The organism is Pelotomaculum sp. FP (assembly GCF_004369245.1).
GTDB classification, from domain to species: domain Bacteria; phylum Bacillota; class Desulfotomaculia; order Desulfotomaculales; family Pelotomaculaceae; genus Pelotomaculum_C; species Pelotomaculum_C schinkii.
The window spans coordinates 45,479-63,929 of record NZ_QFGB01000015.1 but is presented as its reverse complement, the minus strand read 5'-3'; the positions used below and the strand labels follow the sequence as shown (position 1 = coordinate 63,929).

Sequence of the window (18,451 nt, the reverse complement as noted above, 5' to 3'; positions counted from 1 at the left end):
GGAAGTGAATTTCTATATTTTAATTAACAGTTTGAAGCCCCCTGACCTCCATAATACGGCTGTGCAGCCTTTCCACCTGCAGGCAGAATATTTCCAGTCTGGCCTCGATGACCTGGGGAAATGCGTTCCCGTCTGTCTCCACAGCCAAAAACGGCAGTGTCGGGTACTGCTCCATAACCCTGGCCACCAGGTTTTTGTCTGTCGCGATTTCGGGTTTATGCTCATCCATTCTGGCGCCGATTATTGCTTCGGCGATCCTGCTGGGCATGCAGCCAAACGGCCCGATGGAAATAACCCCGGCCACCTCTTCCACAATTTCCGTGATGGCGGTACCTACGGTCAGGATTGTCTCCACCGTCAGGCTCGGGCTGACCAGGCCGGCGGCGTTTTTGATAATCTTGTCGACATCGACCAGGTGGGCCTCGTAGAAGCCGGACCGGGCAAAGATACCTTTGATGGTACGCTCAAAAGAATTTTTAAAAAACCCCTCGATGTAGCTGCCGATAAGCTCTTTTTTACTTACATTGCCGCTCTTGTTGGTCTTGACCATGTAATCACAGTAATAAATCCATTCGGTGATCGGGGCTGCTTTGAGAATGATACCCTGTTGGGCCAGCCTCTCCACCAGGTACTGCCTGGAGAAAGCGTCCCTCCTCACGTAAATTTCACCGACCAGGGCCGCTTTAGGAGTCTCCTCCATAGATTGAGCTCTTTCAATAGCGCTGAGAGCGCGGGCTGCCCGCCGCAGCGTTTCCTTTACGCCCTTCCAGCTGTCTTTCTCAACGCTTTCAATAATTTGCTCGCATACTTTATCGAAAACGGCCAGAGCCTTTTTCTTATCCCTGGCAATGGTCAGCACCGCGCTGTAGATATCGTCCAAAACGTCCGATATGATTACCGCCTGAAAGGCCCTGGCGGAAAAGTTCGTGCCCAGGCCGGCATAGCTGTTGTCACAGGTGAGCGTTATCTGGGTTACGTCTTTAAGCCGCAGCTTTTCTATCAGGCTCTTAATGAGGATGTTATATTGCCCGAACCGGCAGGGTCCATTGGAAGTCGGCATGAAGTAAACCAGAATTTCCTCTTCATTCTCCCTGCTGTGGATATAGTTGATCAGACTGCCGACGGTCAGGATCAGGGGCAGGCACTCCTTGCAGGAGGCGTACCCTTTTCCGGTTTTCGACTCCCCGGAGGCCGGCGCAGCGGCCGCTGTGGCTCTGACGCCCAGGCGCCTTAAGGTGGCGGCCATCAGCTTTGAACCCAAATCGCCCATGGACGGGATGACCACATGGACCCTGGGGTGGGTTAAAGGATACCTGTTTCCATGCGAATCAACCACCACGGTCCGCTCGCCTTCCATGACGACCGCCGCCGGGCGAAATTCTGTGGCGTCCGCCGCCGGTTTGTGCCGGTTGATTTTAATATAGCTCCCGACCACGTCCAAAAAGGCCTCAACCCTTGTGTCCAGCCCGGCGTCCGCCGAGTGGCTGTCCAGTTCCAGCGTCAGTGAAGGCTTTTGCCCCATAATGTTTCTGAAGAAAGTTACGATAAAGGAATCCGGTCCACAGCTGAAGTTGGTAATATAGGCGGCAAACAGCTGCGGGTGTCGTTTGACAAACCTGGCTCCTTTTAGAATGGTCTGCCCCAGCGCCCAGAACATGTCCTCAAAGGGCTCCTCACCTCCGAAGGGCAGGAAATCGTGGGGGATCACCTGGTACCCCCTGGTGGCAAACTTCTGCGGGATACCCATATTGGCCTTTCTGGTAAAGGCGTTGTAAGGCCTGCCGAACAGCACCACCGCGGTTTCCCCCGGGCGCTGTTCCAGTTCGGCCAGGAAGCTCCTGCCGGTTTCGCGGCATTCATGATGAAAGTCCTCTTGAGCCTGGGCAGCCAGGATAAAAGCTTCCCTGGAGAATTTGGCCGGGATACCCAGCTGCCTTCCCACAGCCACGAACGCGTCAAGCTCCTGCCGGTAGCCCTTGTCAAATTTAAGCACGGGGCACAATACTATCTTGTTTGTCAACTCTTCAAAAGCAGCTTTGAGGTAATATGGCTCCGCCTGGACAAACGGGCAGGTAACCCTGTTGTCAATCCCGTTTTCCACCGGCATGGAACCAACGTGAGGCAGGAATACGATGTCCGGGCCGGCATTGATTGACGCGGCCAGCGCCCCGTGCGCAATCTCCACTGGGTAGCAAAATTCCGCGCCCCTTCTCTCCATACCTGCGGCGTCGATCTCTTTACTTAGTACCACTTCAAAGCCCAATGCGTAAAAAAAGTTATAGTACAGCGGGAACAGCGTGTTGACCAGCAGCGACCTGTTGATAGACACAGTCTTACCATTGGGAGGCAAGAGGCGCCGGCCCCGCTCCAGGCTGTACTTTTCAAATACCAGCTTTTCACGCAAGCTGACCAGGTCGAGTTTACCTGCGTCAGGGCTCTTCCGGTCCCGGATCAGGTTGACGTACTTATTGCATGCCCCTCCGAAGGGGTACACTTTTTCCTTAATGCGGATCATACTGATAGTGCATTTGCGGTCGCATTTCTCCCTGCCGCCGTTACAGGTGAAAGGATTGGCGTAGGTAACCTCGCGCTCCGCCAGTTCCTGCAGATCAAACTCCATCAGCTGCAAAAGGCCCAGCGCCAGCTTGTTTTTTACTTCCAGCGCCACACCGAAAGCACCCATCAGTCCGGGCTCCGGGGGTACGATGATCTCCTTGCCGGTAAGAGCCGCCATGGCCACCGGGACGGCCCGGTTGTAGCAGACCCCTCCCTGCATGAACACCTTTTGACCTACCGTACGGTTGCCTTTAACCCGGTTGTTGTAATTCATGCATATAGAATAAACGAGTCCCGCCGCCAGGTCTTCGATGGCAGCTCCTTCCTGGATGGCGCTCTTGATATCGCTGCTGATAAATGCGGCGCACTGGTCGCTGAAGTTAAGCGGCCTCTCGCTCTTTAAGGCAACCCCGCCGATTTCCCCGGTGTCTATATCCAGGGACTCCCTTGCCGCCTCTTCCAGGAAAGATCCGGTGCCTGCGGAACAGGCCTCGTTCATGGCATAGTCGGAGGCCACACCGTTGGTGATGAGGGTGTATTTGGCGTCCTGCCCGCCTATTTCAAAGATGGTGTCCACATTTGGATCAAAATAGACGGCGGCCGTGGCATGGGCAATGATTTCGTTGATCACGGCCGGGGTCAGGGCGTGGAGCCCGGCAATCTGCCTGCCCGAGCCGGTTACGCCCAGACCGGTGATACGCACCGGCGCGGCCAGCTGCCGGTATACCTCCCGGTAGCAGTCGCGGGAAGCCTTAACCGGGTCCCCGTTGGTGCGAAGATAGCAGCCGGCCAGGATGGCGTGGTCGGCAGTCCTCATAACCACCGCTTTGGTTGTGGTGGAGCCCACGTCGAGACCTACGATACACGCATCCCCTGCTCGAGCCCGTTGGCGGATGGCCTCCTTGAAGGTAACTTTAGGCAGAAAATCTCTGATTGCGGGCAGGCGGGAAAAAGACCCTTCACTGCCGCTAAACAGTTCTTCCGGATCGTGAATGGGTTTGGTTGTGACCTCCAACGCCCACAGGGCGGCTCCTAGGGCTTCGAAACACCTGGCGTGCTCCGGTATGTAAAGCCGGGGGATATCTTTACGCAAGAAATGAATCATAGCCGTGTTGGAGGAAGCTCCCCCAACGACCATGACTCTCTCATGCTCGGTTTTCTTCAACAGTTCAGTTACTTTAAGCGCCATCATCTCGCAGAGCCCGGCGGTTACCCGTTCTTTCGGCGCGCCTTTGTTCAGGGCGTGGGTGCAGTCGCTCTTGCAGAATACCGAACACCGCCCGGCAACCTTATACGGGTTTTCCAGGTCGGGGATAGAAACCGCTTCCTCGACGCTCAAGTCCATCCTCTTAATCTGCTGCAAAAAAAACTCACCGGTTCCGGAAGCGCACTTGTTGCCGGTAAACACATCGACCACCCGGCCGGCGCCGTCCAGCTTGTAGGCCATGAAGGTTTCACCACCGGCGCTGACAATGACGTCTGCTTCCTGACCGGAATTACGGAGGTAACGGTAGGCGTATTCAACCGCTTCCGGTTCCGAAAGGGAGGATACGTTCAGCTTTTTTCGTAATTTTCGCCCGGTCACGGCGATTCTATCGACCGATTGAAGCAAATCCCGGTCAACCAGGCGCAAGATGGCTCCGTGCGGATTCCCTTCGTGCGGTGTTGTCTTCGTATCCAGGATCTTGATCTGGTTTGTCGCGTTGTTGTCCAGCAAGACCAAACTGATGGTGGAAGCCCCTATACACAAACCCAGTGTTCTCAACCGGTTCACTCCTAGCTTTATCCTTAAAAGTAGATTTTTCTTTAACCACCTAATTATACCGCAGGTGGCGCCAGTATTGTAAATAGCTTTCAGAAAGACTAAAAACCCTTCAAAACTTAGTCAATTTGGAATTATTTCCATTATTAAAATAATAATACCTGCCGCCCCGGATTGGCAAGACGGCAGGTATTTTGTTCTGCGTCACTAGGACTTCCCTATCCAGTCATTCCTGAGACACTTTCAGAAATCTGTCTCCGGTATTTAATCCATATAATGGAATCATGACCTCAAATATGCTATAATTATTATAGATATAAGAAAGGACAAAATGAATATATGGATAGCAAACACAAAATTCCCATAGGACTCTACTCCTTTTTCTGGGATGTGAATCCGCAGGAAATGGATGTGCAAAGAAATAGTGTCCAGATCATAGAACGGCTGTTAAATGAAGGCGACCAAAGGGCTCTGAAATGGTTGTTTAAAACATACCCCGAAGATAACATCAGGGAAGCAGTCTTGCATAGCAGAACCCTTTCCTTAAAAACAGCAAGGTGTTGGCAAAACTATTTCAACCTAAGAAAGGAAGAAATGCGGTGTTTTGGGATGTACTCAACCGGCCCCGCCAAGATTTATTAGCCAAAATTGTTGAAAACATGCCGGTACCAAAAAGCTACCTGGCGGGAGGCACTGCTCTGGCCTTGATTCTGGGACACAGAAAATCTATTGACTTTGACTGGTTTTCTCCAGAGGATTTTGACCCGGAGCAATTGTATAAGGGCTTATCGCTACTGGGTAGGATCAGGATTGCGGAGACACGGCAGGGCACATTTCATGGCTTTATAAACGATATTAGAGTTACCTGGCTCTATTATCCCAACCCGTTGTTGGAACCGCCGATTGTTGTGGAAGATATGCCCGTGTTTCGCTTAGCTTCTCTAAAAGACATTGCTGTAATGAAATGGGCGGCTATCAGCAGTCGCGGAGCGCGCAAGGACTTTATAGATTTATACAGCATCTGCCGGAAGGGCTATGATCTTGAAGAAGTGCTGTCCGTGTTGCCACAAAAGTATCCGGGGGCAGATATCAATTTATACCACATGATTAAAAGTCTATCTTACTTCGATGACGCCGAAAGGGAAGTAATGCCGCTTATGCTTGAGGATATCTCCTGGCAATCGGTAAAGGAATACTTCCTGGCCGGGCAAAGACGTTTGATAAACAAGGTGAAAATATTTAGCTAAGAATATCCCAGGCCATACAGAGCGGTACTTCTTTCTACAAAAATATAACTGACTGCGTTCAAACTGAACAATTTCTCTTAAACTCATGGAAAACCTCTGCGGCTTTCAAGCCGCAGAGGTTTTCTAATCCATTGGCAAAGTCAGCGATTACAACGCACTAATTCGGCTCTACAACCTTCGTCATCCTTGGGCTGATAACAGCATGCCGAACACAAATACACACAAAAAAGTTCCTCCTGAGAAAATGTTAATGGTTAACATGCAAATAAACTATTGATAGTGCATTTTTTTCTGGTATAATTATGTAGTGATTGGTTTAGTCCTTTTCTAGAGAGGGTTGAAACCACGAATACTAGAGATAAAAAAACAAGTCCGAGAACTGGCCATTCAAGGACTTGCAGCTGAAATCAGCCCGTGTGTTTGTGCAAACTCATGATATCCCAAATAACACTCCAATGCAATGGTATTTGTGGTTTGGCTGGTGGATGCGATTTATCTCGGAAAGGAGAGCCTATGACACATCAACCAAACCGCACGTTGCTGAACGAACCTTTTGATGAGTTAAAGATACTGGCAGTATGGAGCAAAGCACCCATCATCCCCAAACACAACCAAAACGAGTTTAGGAAAGACCAATGCGGCGCGTGGATAAAATTCACCGATTACGGCAACGTCAACTCTGAATACGGCTGGGAAATCGACCATGTACAGCCGGTGGCCAAGGGTGGAACAGATGAACTAAAAAACCTCCAAGCGCTGCATTGGCGCAACAACCGGGGCAAAGGCGACGACTGGCCGGATTGGACGTGTTCTTTTCCATCTGAAAAATAGACAGTATAAGGACGCTATTCATATTGGCAGAGAAATAAGGCGCCAAGCCGGTGATGCGCAGCACAGACGGTAGAAAAAACAAAAAGAGAGCCACGGTAATATCCGTTCCCGCCAATAGGTTAATTTGTTTAAATGCCAAAGCCATTCTCCCCAATGGAAGCGGCTTTGGCATACTTTTTTGGGGCGGCCTGTATACATTTATGCTCCCGGTCGCCGGTTGAAAGGGAGTGAAAAATGACCGCGTTCAAAGATGTTAAACTCGGAAAAATTGCCGACATATTAAACGGTATTCCTGATTCCAAGCAGCTTGAGTCGGCAAACAAAGCAGATATGATAACATACAACTTTATTCAGCCCAATCATCTGGGGATTTTCAATAATATACAAAGTGTCTCGGAAATCAAAAGGACAACTCCCGTTGATGAGAACTACTTCATTCGGGAAAACGATATTTTGCTTAAACGCCTTAATCCGGACGCAGCAACGCTAATAAATGAGGATATATCAAATACAACCTTTTCGAGCAACCTCTTTGTTATCCGGGTGTTCAAGGACTATTGCCCTTCCTACATAGCCTGCTTACTGGAAAACCATGGCATCGCCTGGCTAAACGGCAATATTGTCGGTTCCATTGCGCCTATTAAGTCCATATCAATCAAAGCATTAGCTGAGTTGAATATACCTGTCATAGAGTATAAAAAACAAGAAGCAATTGGTCAGATGTGGCTGCTATGCAAAAAACGAAAACAGCTGATGATCAACTTGATTGCTGAAGATCAAAGGCTTATGGCTGCCGCCATAAAGAATATTACAGAAAAAAATGCACGGGGGGGACAGAATGATGGCCACTACCAGAAAAGATATTGAGGCCGCTCTTTGGAGAGGCGCGAATACATTCAGGGGAGCTATAGACGCGGCTAATTATAAAGATTACATATTGCCGATACTGTTTGTTAAATATCTTAGCGACACATATTTAGAAAAGGTCGATAACTTAAAAAAAGCATACGAAAACCCGGTGAGGCTGCAAAGGGCCATCGACAGACTCCCGTTTGTGATCAAGGAAGAGCACAGTTTCGACTGGCTCTATGACAACAGATATAGCGATAATCTGGGGGAACTCATCAATGTGGCTTTACGCGGCATAGAAGATGATAATCCCTCATTATTTGCAGGAGTATTCAGAAGTATAGACTTTAATAGTGAAGCCATGCTGGGCAATCACAAGCAAAAGAATACTCGCTTGAGGGAGCTTTTGGAGGACTTTGAGTCCCTTGATTTACGCCCTTCATCTATCCAGCCGGAGGAAGGCAAGGTCCCCGCAGATACCATAGGCGACGCCTACGAATATATGATCGGCGAATTTGCCGGCCAGGCCGGGAAAAAAGCCGGCTCCTTCTTCACACCGTCCGAAGTGTCGGAACTAATGGCGCGTATTGTTGATCCCAAAATAAGCGATACCATGTACGACCCCACCTGCGGCTCCGGCTCCCTGCTCATCAAGACCGGAAAGACCGCCCAGGCCAAGGAAAACAACGCGATCAAAAAACTTACCTTATATGGTCAAGAAATGAATGGATCATCGTGGTCCATGGCGAAAATGAACATGTTTCTCCATGATATTCTGGACGCCAAGATCCTGTGGGGCGATACCCTGGCCAATCCCCTGCACCTGGATTCTGACGGCAATCTTATGCAGTTCGATGTCATTGTGGCCAACATGCCTTTTTCCCAGGACAAATGGGCGGCTGGTTTTAACACCGGCGGGGCAATGAACGGCAAAGGCAAAGAATTCAAGATGGAAGCGTCCCTTGATAAATATCATCGCTTTGATTGGGGCGTACCGCCTGCCAGTAAAGGGGACTGGGCTTTTTTGCTGCATATGATAGCCAGCCTCAAAAGCGGCGGCAGGATTGCCGCGGTAGCTCCCCATGGCGTTTTGTTCAGAGGCGCTTCGGAAGGCCGGATCAGGCAAAACGTCATCGAAAAAAATCTGCTGGACGCGGTTATCGGGCTGCCTGCCAACTTGTTTTACGGTACCAGTATTCCGGCCTGCATCATAGTTTTCAAGAAAAACCGCAATCGTGACGATGTGCTTTTCATTGACGCTTCCGGCAAGGATGAAAATGGCGTCCTCCGCTATAGAAAAGATAAGAACCAAAACCGTCTCGAGCCAAAGCACATCGAGGATATCGTAAACGCCTATAAAAACAGGACAGATATTGATAAATTTGCCCGCGTGGCAACCCTTGATGAGATAAAAGCCAATGGCTACAACTTGAATATTCCACGCTATGTTGATACTTTTGCAGAAGAAGCCCTGGTGGATATTGAAGAGGTAAAAACAAATATTGCAAATATCCAAAAGGAACTTGCCGAAGTTGAAACACAGATGGCCAAATATCTAAAGGAGTTGGGATTGTGAGTAATTCAAAAAATAACACAATGGCGAAATTTTGTAAGCGTAATTGAAAAAACAGTGGAATCCTGTGCCAAAAGTGGTATTAACGTCGATGATCATTTTGCTAACGTCAGCAAAATGATCGATCTCGCAAAAGGCGCCAAACGTGAGATTGAGTATATTGGGCTTTCGCGCTATGCCTGTTATTTAATTGTGCAAAATGCTGATCCAACACTGGATGAAAATACAAAAGTCTCGCAATTAGAGAGAAAATCAGCTAACATAATATAGGAAGAACTCCAAATTCAGTGACGGCATGAATCAAAGGAGACGGTTATGCAAAGCGGCAACAAGCATTCTATCATAAGGAGGCATTACGCAAGTTATCCGGACGACTGGATCATAACTGAATTGGGTGAGTTGCTCGAAAGGGTGGTAAAGCCCGTAGAAGTCATTCCTGATCATGAATACCGGGAAATTGGTATCCGTTCTCATGGAAAAGGTCTGTTTCATAAAGAACCCGTTACAGGAAGCGGCCTGGGGAATAAATCCGTTTTTTGGGTTGAGGTGGACTGTTTAATTATTAATATTGTTTTTGCCTGGGAGCAAGCCGTAGGAATTACTACAACCCATGAAAAAGGAATGATTGCTTCGCACAGATTCCCAATGTGGCAGTCAAAAGGAAATGTGGAGTTACACTATTTACTGAGGTTTTTTTTGACACCGTTCGGCAGGCATCTTCTTGAATTGGCCTCACCTGGTGGAGCAGGGAGAAATAAGACGCTCGTCCAGGACGAATTCAATAAAACCCTGGTCTGTATACCTTCAAATATTAAAGAACAACAAAAAATTGTTAAAATCCTCTCAACCTGGGATAACGCCATCGAATTAAAAGAACAGCTTATCGCCGAGAAAAAGCGGCAGAAGCAATGGCTAATGCAGAATCTGATGACAGGAAGAAAACGCCTCCCCGGCTTTAGCGGTGATTGGCAAAGGGTAAGATTGGGGGATGTGTGCAAAAATGTTTTTGGTGGTGGAACGCCGCCAAGAAACATTGAGCATTATTATAAGGGAAGCATCCCATGGGTTACAGTAAAAGATTTGGACGGGGTACAACAAAAATACGATTCTATTGAACATATCACCATAGATGCGGTCCAGCAAAGCACTTCAAAAATTATACAAAAAGGCAATCTGATAGTTGCAACCAGAATGGGATTAGGACGGGGTTTTATTAACATGGTTGATATGGCAATCAATCAAGATATGAAAGGCATTATACTTGATGATAAATTAGTATCTACTGAGTTCGCATATTATAGTTTTATTGAACTCGGAAGCAATTTAGAAAGACTAGGCAATGGTTCTACAGTTAAAGGGATAGATCTGCAAACACTACTTAAAATGACATTTAATCTCCCTCCCCTACCTGAGCAAGCCGCCATCGCCAAAATTTTATCCACAGCAGATCGTGAGATTAGCCTACACGAAAAACAGCTTGATGAGATAAAAAAGCAGAAAAACGCCCTGATACAGCTGTTACTAGCTGGAATAGTGAGAGTCAATGCACTGGAGGTGTCTTGATCCGCTAAGATATGAAATTAATCCGAACAAAACGAATTCTGTAATTAGCGAAAAAAGATTACCTTTTATGATTGAAACTCTAAGAAAAGTTGCCTCTGCTGTGGCGGCCAAAATGGCGCAGGGCGCAATGACTGAAATCAAATAGACAACAGAGGTGAACCTGGTGCCCGACCATACCATATTCGATGAACGGCCTGAAAGCCAGAACCGGGCGATTAAGGTCTTGGAAAAATTAGGCTATCAATATATACCCCGTTCCCATGCGGAAATTTTGCGGGGACGGCTTTCCAGTGTTCTGTTTCCTGAAGTGTTACGGGAGTTTTTGCACCGTCAGTCTTTTGTGTACAGAGGCAGGCGAACGCCCTTTTCCGACCGTACCATAGGCAAGGCCATCAATGATATTGATGTGCCGCTTTTTTCTGGTCTGATGTCCGCGAGCAGGACAATTTATGACCTGCTTATCTCCGGCAACAGCTATGAAGAGGAGTTATTTGATGGTGTCCGGCAATCCTTCGACTTAAAATTTATTGATTGGGAACAGCCGGAAAACAATATCTGGCAGGTTACCGATGAATTCTCTGTAGAATGCTCCAACGGCAAATATGCAAGGCCGGATATCGTGCTGCTGGTAAACGGTATTCCCCTGGTGGTGATCGAGTGCAAAAAATCCGGTGCGAATGTGGAGCAGGGCGTCGCCCAAAACATACGCAACTGGCAGCCTGAATATATCCCCCATCTGTTTAAATTTACCCAGATCGTCATGGCCATGAACCCCAACACCGTTAAATACGGCACCTGCGGCACATTGGCCGAATACTTTAATGTCTGGCGGGAAAAAGACTATCAATGGCAGCAGGGAAAATGCAAAAATGTCAGCCCCGACGGACGGGTTATGGAGCAGGATCGGGCTATTGTTTCCCTGCTCTCCCGGGATAGATTGCTGGAACTGATTCGTCATTTCACCCTGTATGATAACAATGTCAAAAAAATAGCCCGTTACCAGCAGTTCTTCGGTATCCAAAAAGCCATGCAGCGCATAAAAGGCGCAGACGCCCAGAATACCAAAAACGGCGTGATTTGGCATACACAAGGCAGCGGTAAATCTCTGACCATGGTCATGCTGATTAAAAAAATCCTGGCTGATCCGGATCTTAAAAACCCCCGTTTTATTTTGGTTAACGACCGGATCAATCTTGATAAACAGCTTCGGGATAACTTTGCCAAGACCCAGCTCAGCCCAACCAGGGCCAAAACCGGCAAGGGCTTGATTTCACTTTTAAATAACAAAGGCGAAACTATCATTACCACCCTTGTGCATAAGTTCGACGCGGCGGCAAAAAGCAGGATTAAGATCCAAGACGAAAATATTTTCTTGCTGGTGGACGAGAGCCACCGCAGCCAGTATGGCCAGCTGCACAACATGATGATTGACGTATTACCGAACGCGACAAAAATTGGATTTACCGGCACGCCTCTGCTCAAGAAAGACAAGTTCAACACTTATACAAGGTTTGGTCCGCTTATTGACAGTTACCCCATTGACCGGGCAGTTGAAGACGGTGTGATCGTTCCCCTGGTATACGAGGGCAGAATCATCCCCCAGGATGTGGCCGGCGAGAAGATAGACGATTACCTCAAATACATCATCGCGCCGCTGAACCATGAGCGGCGGGAAGATATGAAGCGCAAGTGGAGCCGCTTTTTGCCCCTGTCTCAGACACGCCAGCGTATCGACATGGTGGCTTTTGATATCCATGAGCATTTCATTCGTTTCGCCAAACCAAAGGGCTTTAAAGCAATGGTGGCGTCCTCATCCCGCCCGGCCGCCATTGACCTGCATAAATCCATAAAGAAGCTTGGCGGGGTAAAAACAGCGGTGGTGATATCACCCGAAAATGTTAAGGAGGGTGAAGAGCTCACGCCTGAAAACAGGAAGAAAATCAGGGCCTTTTTCAAAGAGGAGGTCGAGCCCCTCTTCAGCAACAATTACGAGGAATATGCGGACTGGGCGAAGAACAGTTTCGTTGGCGGCAACGACATCGATATGCTGATCGTCAAAGATATGCTGCTGACCGGTTTTGACGCGCCCATCGCCGCCGTCCTGTATGTAGATAAACCCATGAAGGAACATTCATTGCTGCAGGCCATCGCCCGCGTCAACCGCGTGTATCCCGGCAAGGACTTTGGGCTCATCGTTGATTATTGGGGTATTTTCAGCAAGCTGAACAATGCCATGGATATGTACTCGGACGAAAAATCCGGTATGGATGGATATGATCAGGCTGATATAGAAAATGCAATTCTTGGGGCCGGTGATCAAAAGCTCAAGCTGGAAGCAGCCCATCAGGATTTATGGACAATATTTCAAGGAAAAGAATTGGACCGGAACAGCTCCGAGGGCTGGCAAAGCGTGTTGGCAGATGATGATTTGAGAAAGATGTTTTATGAAAGACTTTCAATATATTCACGCTTATTGGATTTGGCCATGGGAAGTTACGCGCTTTACAATGCTGTCGGATACGAGAAGGTCCAGAAATACAAGCAAGACTTGCTTCATTTCCAAAAACTCCGTGGAGCAGTTTTGCTGCGTTACAGTGAAAGAGTTGATTTCGGTATATATGAAGACGGCATTCGCAGCCTGCTGAATAACTTTGTGCTTTCCGAACCAAGCCAAATCATTGTTGAACCCGTTTCCATCCACGATACCGAAGGTATGAAAGCGCAGCTTGAAAAATTGGATAGTAAAGCCGCCAAAGGGGACGCCATTCGTACCCGCATGGACAGAGAACTGGAAACCTGCCGCTACGATGACCCTTTACTGTACAAGAAGTTTTCCGAGCAGGTCAAGGAAACCCTTGCTGAATACATGGGATCAAGAAATGATAAAACTTATCTATATGCTATGGAGAGAATGGCGGATGATTTCAAAAGAGGCTACACCGGTCACCGCTATCCCGCCTGCATAGACAATGATAGTGACGCCAAGGCCTTTTACGGGACGATTCAGAGCATCATTGCCGGGGAAATAAAGGACGTTTCAACCGAATTAGATGAAGCTATGGGACAAATGGCCATTGAGGTTAAAAAGGCAATTTTCAGCCGGGCCAAGGTGGACTGGCGTTTTAATGTGGCGGTTAATAAAGACATGCAGCAAGCGCTGGACGACCTTATTTGGGATTTTATCGAAGAACACGGGATCAAACTGTCTGTCGATAAAATTGATCTCATGCTCGAAGGACTCATGAAAACCGCGGTGAGCAGGTATTAGCCGTGCATACAAAAAAACTATTTTTAACTAGACCATTGAGCGATGTTGAAGTAATCATTGAACGTAAAAACGTAAAAAAAATCCGGCTCAAGGTGTGCCCAAACAGCGTTATCAAGCTATCCGCGCCCCTGGGCGTGCCGGACGCGTACATCGATGATTTTCTCACCAGCAATACCCCCTGGATTGAAAAGTCCCTGCACTATTTCAAAGAAACAGAGGCCGCTGAATTTGAAACAAGCATATTCAGCGGCGCGTCCACCCGCATTTTGGGCAGGCAAGTTAGAATCATTGTCAATGAAGCCAAAAAACGCATAATAGAGCAGAAAGAGGACTATATTTATATACAATCTCCTGTTGCCGGGGATCAACAGGCTTTATTAAAGCAGTTTGAGCGCTGGTGGCTCAGCCGGAGCAAGTCTTACTTTCTGGCGGTTATCGACAGGCTGTATCCGATTATCGCCAAACATGGCATCAACAAACCAAACCTGCAAGTTAGAAAAATGAAAACCCTATGGGGCAGCTGTTCAAGAAAGCACAATAAAATCAATCTAAACTACTATCTGTATAAAGCTGCACCGCCTTGTATTGACTATGTTGTTTTACATGAGCTGGCACACTTCCTTTATCCTAAGCACAATAAAGATTTCTATGATTTTCTGACCGTACACATGCCGGATTGGCAAGAGCGCAAAAGGATTCTTGACCACGAAGTTGTTAAAGGACTGGGTTATTATGCCCGTGTGCATCCCTGTCTAAAATGATTTCCGCCAGTTGACTCTCCCGAATATAGTGTCCCGTGCAGACCTCCTTACCGCGCTTCTTGTAGGTGAAACACGCGAAGTTGTTTTTCACCGCGTCCATTGTATGTGCTCAGTGTAGTACCATCGTCCCGCCGCAGTCGGCACAGTAGACCAGACCAGAGAAAATATTCTGCTCAGCCATGTTGGCTCTGCGCCGCTTATGCTTTCGGATATCCTGAACGATATCCCAGGTTTCCTTCGTCACCAGCGGCTCGTGTGTGTTCTCGAACCGCAGTTGTTCCGATTTGGGTCGCTCAATCCGTTTCTTGTTCTTCGGAAGGTTTGTCCCATCGTTAGTTCCTATAAGGGTGTAGTGATCCGCTGAAAAAGCGCATCCATTTTACCGTAATGACAGGCAAAGGCTTCCGCGCTGGCCTCTATCATTTCCTTGTCTGTAACCTGCGAAAAGTCTACCTGGTATCCCGCGTTTTCGGCAAGATATTGAATAAAAAGCCGTTGTACCCGTCCGTTGCCTTCCCGAAACGGATGGAGCATATTGATCTCACTGATAAAAGGATAGGCGGAAGGGGATCTCATTTTCCGAAGTACCGATAAGGTATGTCTCCTTTTTCAGCCTGCCAAACAGCTCGTTTGCATTGATTCTATGTACGGATAGAGGCAGAACTGATTTCCTTTGGAGACGTTTACCCATCGCAGTTTGCCTGCCCATTCATAGATATCTTTGAAAATGTACCGGTGTATGTCCTGCAGATGCTTTAAATCAAAACTGCCGGGAATAGGGTTAACCCTTGCCTCCAGTATCCGAACGGAGGTGATTTCCCTTTCCGCAATATGCAGTTGTTCGGCATCCCTTAAACCCAGTTTGTTCTTCAGAACAAAAGAATTGGGATAACAGTATCTGCTATCCCATTCATAGTCATATTTATAATTTTTGTTCATGAACACCCCTCGCTTTGACCGAATGCTTTCGTATAAGATCAGCGACAACCTGATCCGTTTTCTTTTTATCTCCGGCACAATATCGCATGCGCGCTTTATCTTCTTTTGTGAGAGGCATACCTTCCATCGCCATAGAGGCGTTCACATCCTCAATCATCCGCTCTAAATCTTTCATAAAAACACCTCGTTTTCATATTCAGTCTAGCATAAAATCTCTAAAAAATCAATCAGCGCAAGGCTTTCACAGCCTTTACATGTCCTTCTGAAAGCGATAGACATCCTCGGAATGCAACTCATTTTCAACCCCATGGTTCAACTCCATACCGATGGCAAAACTGGTTTTCATCTTACCGCTGGGATATCCCTGGGGATTGAAATTTAGCCAGACAATATCACCTCGTCCTGGTATGTAGTCCCAAATATCTCTCACCAGGCTGGGAACAGCCGATCATCTGGGGCTTTACATACAAATTCTGCCTTCCTCAGCTGCCAGTCAAGGCTTTTTATTTGATCTGCCAGCACCACACCGGAAACTTTCGCGCTTACGTAACGGCTGAGACCATTTGAGGGCATAAATTTTTAGGAAGCAAAAGAACCGTCCCCTTGCTTCCCTTGCTTCCCTACCATGCCTTCTTTTGTACTCGTTGCTCTATTTCTGACCATAACAGGTAGAATAGGCCGATAACACCAAGTGACAAACTGATCTCAGTTAAAGGCGTGTCCACAAATCTCAATGAATCCTGCACCAAGCTTTGCATGCCGCTTAAGGTTTCAATTTCTTTTTCTGAGACAAAGATTGCTGCGCTTAAATACCTGACACAAAATGTTATAACCCCTAAGGCAATAAATCCGAACCCCACGCCTCTTTTGGACATCCCAAACCCCTCTCTCATCTTATACTAAGTTTTATATAATTGCCCAAAAAACAATTTAATTATACATTTGAAGAAATTAAAACCAAATTGGTTGTTCTATGAGCGCCCTCTGAGTACGAACACGCCGGCCAGCACCACCAGCCCGCCGGCCATCTGCCAGCCCGTGAGGAGCTCGCCCAGGATTAAGAAACCAAGCACCGCCGTCGCTGCCGGTTCGAAGGTGCTGATGATGGCCGTTCGGGAGGCCCCGATTATTTTGACGCCCCGGAGTAGCGCCGCCATGGCCAGGACCGTCGATACGATGCCGAGGACGATGATGGCTAACAGCGCCTGCAGGTTAAAGTCAAAACTGACCTGGCCGCGGGCAAAAGTGATTATGACGGTTGCCAACGCCACGATAGTCGTAACGTAGGCGTTATAGACCGTGGTATCAATGTCTTTGAGCAGGCGGGTCGTCCCAACCAAAAAAATGGAATTGGTAAAGGCGGCCGCCAGTGAAAGCAGGACTCCGCGCAAATCAAGCCCGTTCAACGGCTGCCCGAGGATGATGGCGCAGCCCGCGAAAGTAAGCAATAGGGCCGCGGCTTTTCGCCAGGTAAAAGGTTCCCGCAGGACGAAAACAGCCAGGACCGCGACAAGGGTGGGATAAAGGTAAAGAAATAAAATGGCCATGCCGGAAGGTATGTAGCGAAAGGCCTCGAACAAGGCCAGGACGGTGAGAGTTTGGGCGCCCAGGGAGAGCGCCGCGACTGCGGCCAACTGCTGTCGCGGCAGTCTGTACGCATATTTTCCCGCCTTGATAATCAGCCAGAATATAACTGCGGCCAGGATGTAGCGCAGGGTAAGCGTGATCATGACGGTGGCCCCACCCTGGTAAGCCAGCTTCGCCGCCACCGCCTCTATGCTTAGACAAATAGTCGAAAAAAGGACCAGAGCCACTCCCAGTCCCTGGCGGCTGCTTTTTTGTTCCTTTAAAATACCCGCATCACGTGTATCGCCAGGTTGCATAGATAAATCTCCTGTTAAAGAAATTGGTGAATTAATATAAGGCACGTATCATGAAAATACAAAGAACATAATAGAAGGAACCGGCATCAGCCGATTCCAAATCCAACCTCAAATATCTTGCCCGGATGATTAACCTTTGATTAGGGGGAGCACTTGGCGCAGATGGACCGGAACAGCGTCGTGCTGAGGTAGCGGTCGCCGCGGTCGGGTAGAATCGCCACTATGACGCCTGTATTCATCCTTTCGGCTATCCTGAGAGCTCCGGCTACGGCCGCTCCGCTGGACATACCGACAAAAATTCCTTCTTTGGTGGCCAGCAACCTGGCGGTTTCGTAAGCCTCGTCATCCTCAATAGTTATGATTTCATCCAGCATGCCGGGGTTATAGATCTCCGGCACAATCGCTTCCTGCATGTTTTTGAGCCCCTGGATAGCATGGCCTACGGTAGGCTCAATACCAACTACCTTAACCCCCGGTTTTTTCTCTTTGAGATACCTGCTCGCTCCCATTAAAGTGCCTGTAGTACCCATACCCGCCACAAACACATCGATTTCCCCGTTCGTCTGGGCATATACTTCCGGCCCCAATGTCTCATAGTGGGCAAGGGAATTGTTTTCGTTGACAAACTGGTTGGGCATATAATATTTGTCAGGTTCTTCTTTAATAACCTGATGGGCTTTCCGGATCGATCCATCCGTTCCTTCCTCTGCCGGAGTAATAATAACATCCGCGCCGAAGGCCTCCAGGATGCGGCTCCTCTCAACGCTGACGCAGCCGGGCACCACAAGTGTCACCTTGTAGCCCTTGGCCGCTCCAATCATAGCCAAGGCAATCCCGGTATTTCCTGAAGTCGGCTCAAGGATAATCTTGCCTTTTGTCAGTTCACCGGATTCCTCCGCTTTTTTAATTAGATAATAGGCTGTACGGTCCTTAATCGAACCGCCTGGATTACAACCTTCCAGCTTCCCTAATATCTTGACCTTCGAACCGTTCGTTAGTGATTTCAACTCAACAAGCGGGGTATTCCCGATAGAATCAAAAATATCCATTCACATGCCGCCTCCCAAGTTATGGCAATATACTGATATATTCTGCCCTGCCCAGCATCTCCTGCCTCCAAGGGGCATCGTATCCATTATACAGCCTTCTGGCCCATATGAAATACAAAATTTTTTTATTACCAAAAATTTGTTCCTGTCTGTTCGTAAATATACAGTTG

17 protein-coding genes are annotated in these 18,451 nt (G+C 48.0%); 8 read left to right on the top strand and 9 right to left on the bottom strand.

What is annotated here, in order from left to right; genetic code table 11:
- Positions 1-19 precede the first annotated feature (19 nt).
- Positions 20-4,321, bottom strand: coding sequence for an acyl-CoA dehydratase activase (locus Psfp_RS08250; RefSeq protein ID WP_134218063.1), 4,302 nt, complete (start codon positions 4,319-4,321; stop codon positions 20-22).
- Between the two features lie 596 nt (positions 4,322-4,917).
- On the opposite strand from Psfp_RS08250, the gene Psfp_RS08240 reads away from it, so the two are divergent.
- The 8 genes from Psfp_RS08240 to Psfp_RS08210 all read left to right on the top strand — a co-directional run bounded on the left by Psfp_RS08240 (position 4,918) and on the right by Psfp_RS08210 (position 14,410).
- Positions 4,918-5,565, top strand: coding sequence for a nucleotidyl transferase AbiEii/AbiGii toxin family protein (locus Psfp_RS08240; protein WP_243120541.1), 648 nt, complete (start codon positions 4,918-4,920; stop codon positions 5,563-5,565).
- Positions 5,566-6,078: 513 nt separating this feature from the next.
- Positions 6,079-6,396, top strand: coding sequence for an HNH endonuclease signature motif containing protein (locus tag Psfp_RS08235; protein WP_134218061.1), 318 nt, complete (start codon positions 6,079-6,081; stop codon positions 6,394-6,396).
- A 234-nt stretch (positions 6,397-6,630) separates the two neighbouring features.
- Positions 6,631-7,263 carry a hypothetical protein gene (locus Psfp_RS08230; protein WP_134218060.1) on the top strand — a complete coding sequence of 211 codons (633 nt, stop codon included), beginning with the start codon at positions 6,631-6,633 and terminating at the stop codon, positions 7,261-7,263.
- Positions 7,235-8,821 (top strand): type I restriction-modification system subunit M, encoded by a 1,587-nt coding sequence (locus tag Psfp_RS08225; protein WP_243120540.1) that lies wholly within the window; start codon positions 7,235-7,237, stop codon positions 8,819-8,821. The genes Psfp_RS08230 and Psfp_RS08225 overlap by 29 nt, the downstream gene beginning before the upstream one ends.
- A gap of 54 nt (positions 8,822-8,875) precedes the next feature.
- Positions 8,876-9,088, top strand: a complete 213-nt coding sequence (locus Psfp_RS21290) for a hypothetical protein (protein ID WP_153189510.1) — start codon at positions 8,876-8,878, stop codon at positions 9,086-9,088.
- Positions 9,089-9,133: 45 nt separating this feature from the next.
- Entirely contained in the window at positions 9,134-10,381 is a 1,248-nt protein-coding gene (locus tag Psfp_RS08220; RefSeq protein WP_134218059.1) for a restriction endonuclease subunit S, read from the top strand.
- A 154-nt stretch (positions 10,382-10,535) separates the two neighbouring features.
- Positions 10,536-13,649: a type I restriction endonuclease subunit R gene (locus Psfp_RS08215; RefSeq protein ID WP_243120539.1), complete on the top strand. Its 3,114-nt coding sequence runs from the start codon at positions 10,536-10,538 to the stop codon at positions 13,647-13,649.
- Between the two features lie 35 nt (positions 13,650-13,684).
- Positions 13,685-14,410, top strand: a complete 726-nt coding sequence (locus tag Psfp_RS08210) for a SprT family zinc-dependent metalloprotease (protein ID WP_192895328.1) — start codon at positions 13,685-13,687, stop codon at positions 14,408-14,410.
- A 109-nt stretch (positions 14,411-14,519) separates the two neighbouring features.
- On the opposite strand, the gene Psfp_RS22485 is transcribed toward Psfp_RS08210, so the two are convergent.
- The 8 genes from Psfp_RS22485 to Psfp_RS08175 all read right to left on the bottom strand — a co-directional run bounded on the left by Psfp_RS22485 (position 14,520) and on the right by Psfp_RS08175 (position 18,281).
- Entirely contained in the window at positions 14,520-14,753 is a 234-nt protein-coding gene (locus tag Psfp_RS22485) for a recombinase family protein (RefSeq protein WP_282432452.1), read from the bottom strand.
- A complete protein-coding gene (locus tag Psfp_RS22200) occupies positions 14,750-14,986 on the bottom strand; it encodes a Fic family protein (protein ID WP_243120537.1) in 237 nt (78 codons plus the stop codon). Before Psfp_RS22200 ends, Psfp_RS22485 begins: the two co-directional genes overlap by 4 nt.
- A gap of 33 nt (positions 14,987-15,019) precedes the next feature.
- On the bottom strand, positions 15,020-15,349 hold the full coding sequence (locus Psfp_RS22195; RefSeq protein ID WP_243120536.1) for a hypothetical protein: 330 nt from the start codon (positions 15,347-15,349) through the stop codon (positions 15,020-15,022).
- Positions 15,333-15,524 (bottom strand): antitoxin VbhA family protein, encoded by a 192-nt coding sequence (locus Psfp_RS08195; RefSeq protein ID WP_134218056.1) that lies wholly within the window; start codon positions 15,522-15,524, stop codon positions 15,333-15,335. Before Psfp_RS08195 ends, Psfp_RS22195 begins: the two co-directional genes overlap by 17 nt.
- Positions 15,525-15,599: 75 nt before the next feature.
- Complete coding sequence (locus tag Psfp_RS08190; RefSeq protein WP_134218055.1) at positions 15,600-15,779, bottom strand: hypothetical protein; 180 nt, start codon at positions 15,777-15,779, stop codon at positions 15,600-15,602.
- Between the two features lie 190 nt (positions 15,780-15,969).
- Positions 15,970-16,224, bottom strand: coding sequence for a hypothetical protein (locus Psfp_RS08185; RefSeq protein WP_134218054.1), 255 nt, complete (start codon positions 16,222-16,224; stop codon positions 15,970-15,972).
- A 96-nt stretch (positions 16,225-16,320) separates the two neighbouring features.
- Complete coding sequence (locus tag Psfp_RS08180; RefSeq protein ID WP_134218053.1) at positions 16,321-17,232, bottom strand: DMT family transporter; 912 nt, start codon at positions 17,230-17,232, stop codon at positions 16,321-16,323.
- Between the two features lie 140 nt (positions 17,233-17,372).
- Complete coding sequence (locus Psfp_RS08175) at positions 17,373-18,281, bottom strand: cysteine synthase family protein (protein WP_134218052.1); 909 nt, start codon at positions 18,279-18,281, stop codon at positions 17,373-17,375.
- Between the last annotated feature and the right edge of the window lie 170 nt (positions 18,282-18,451).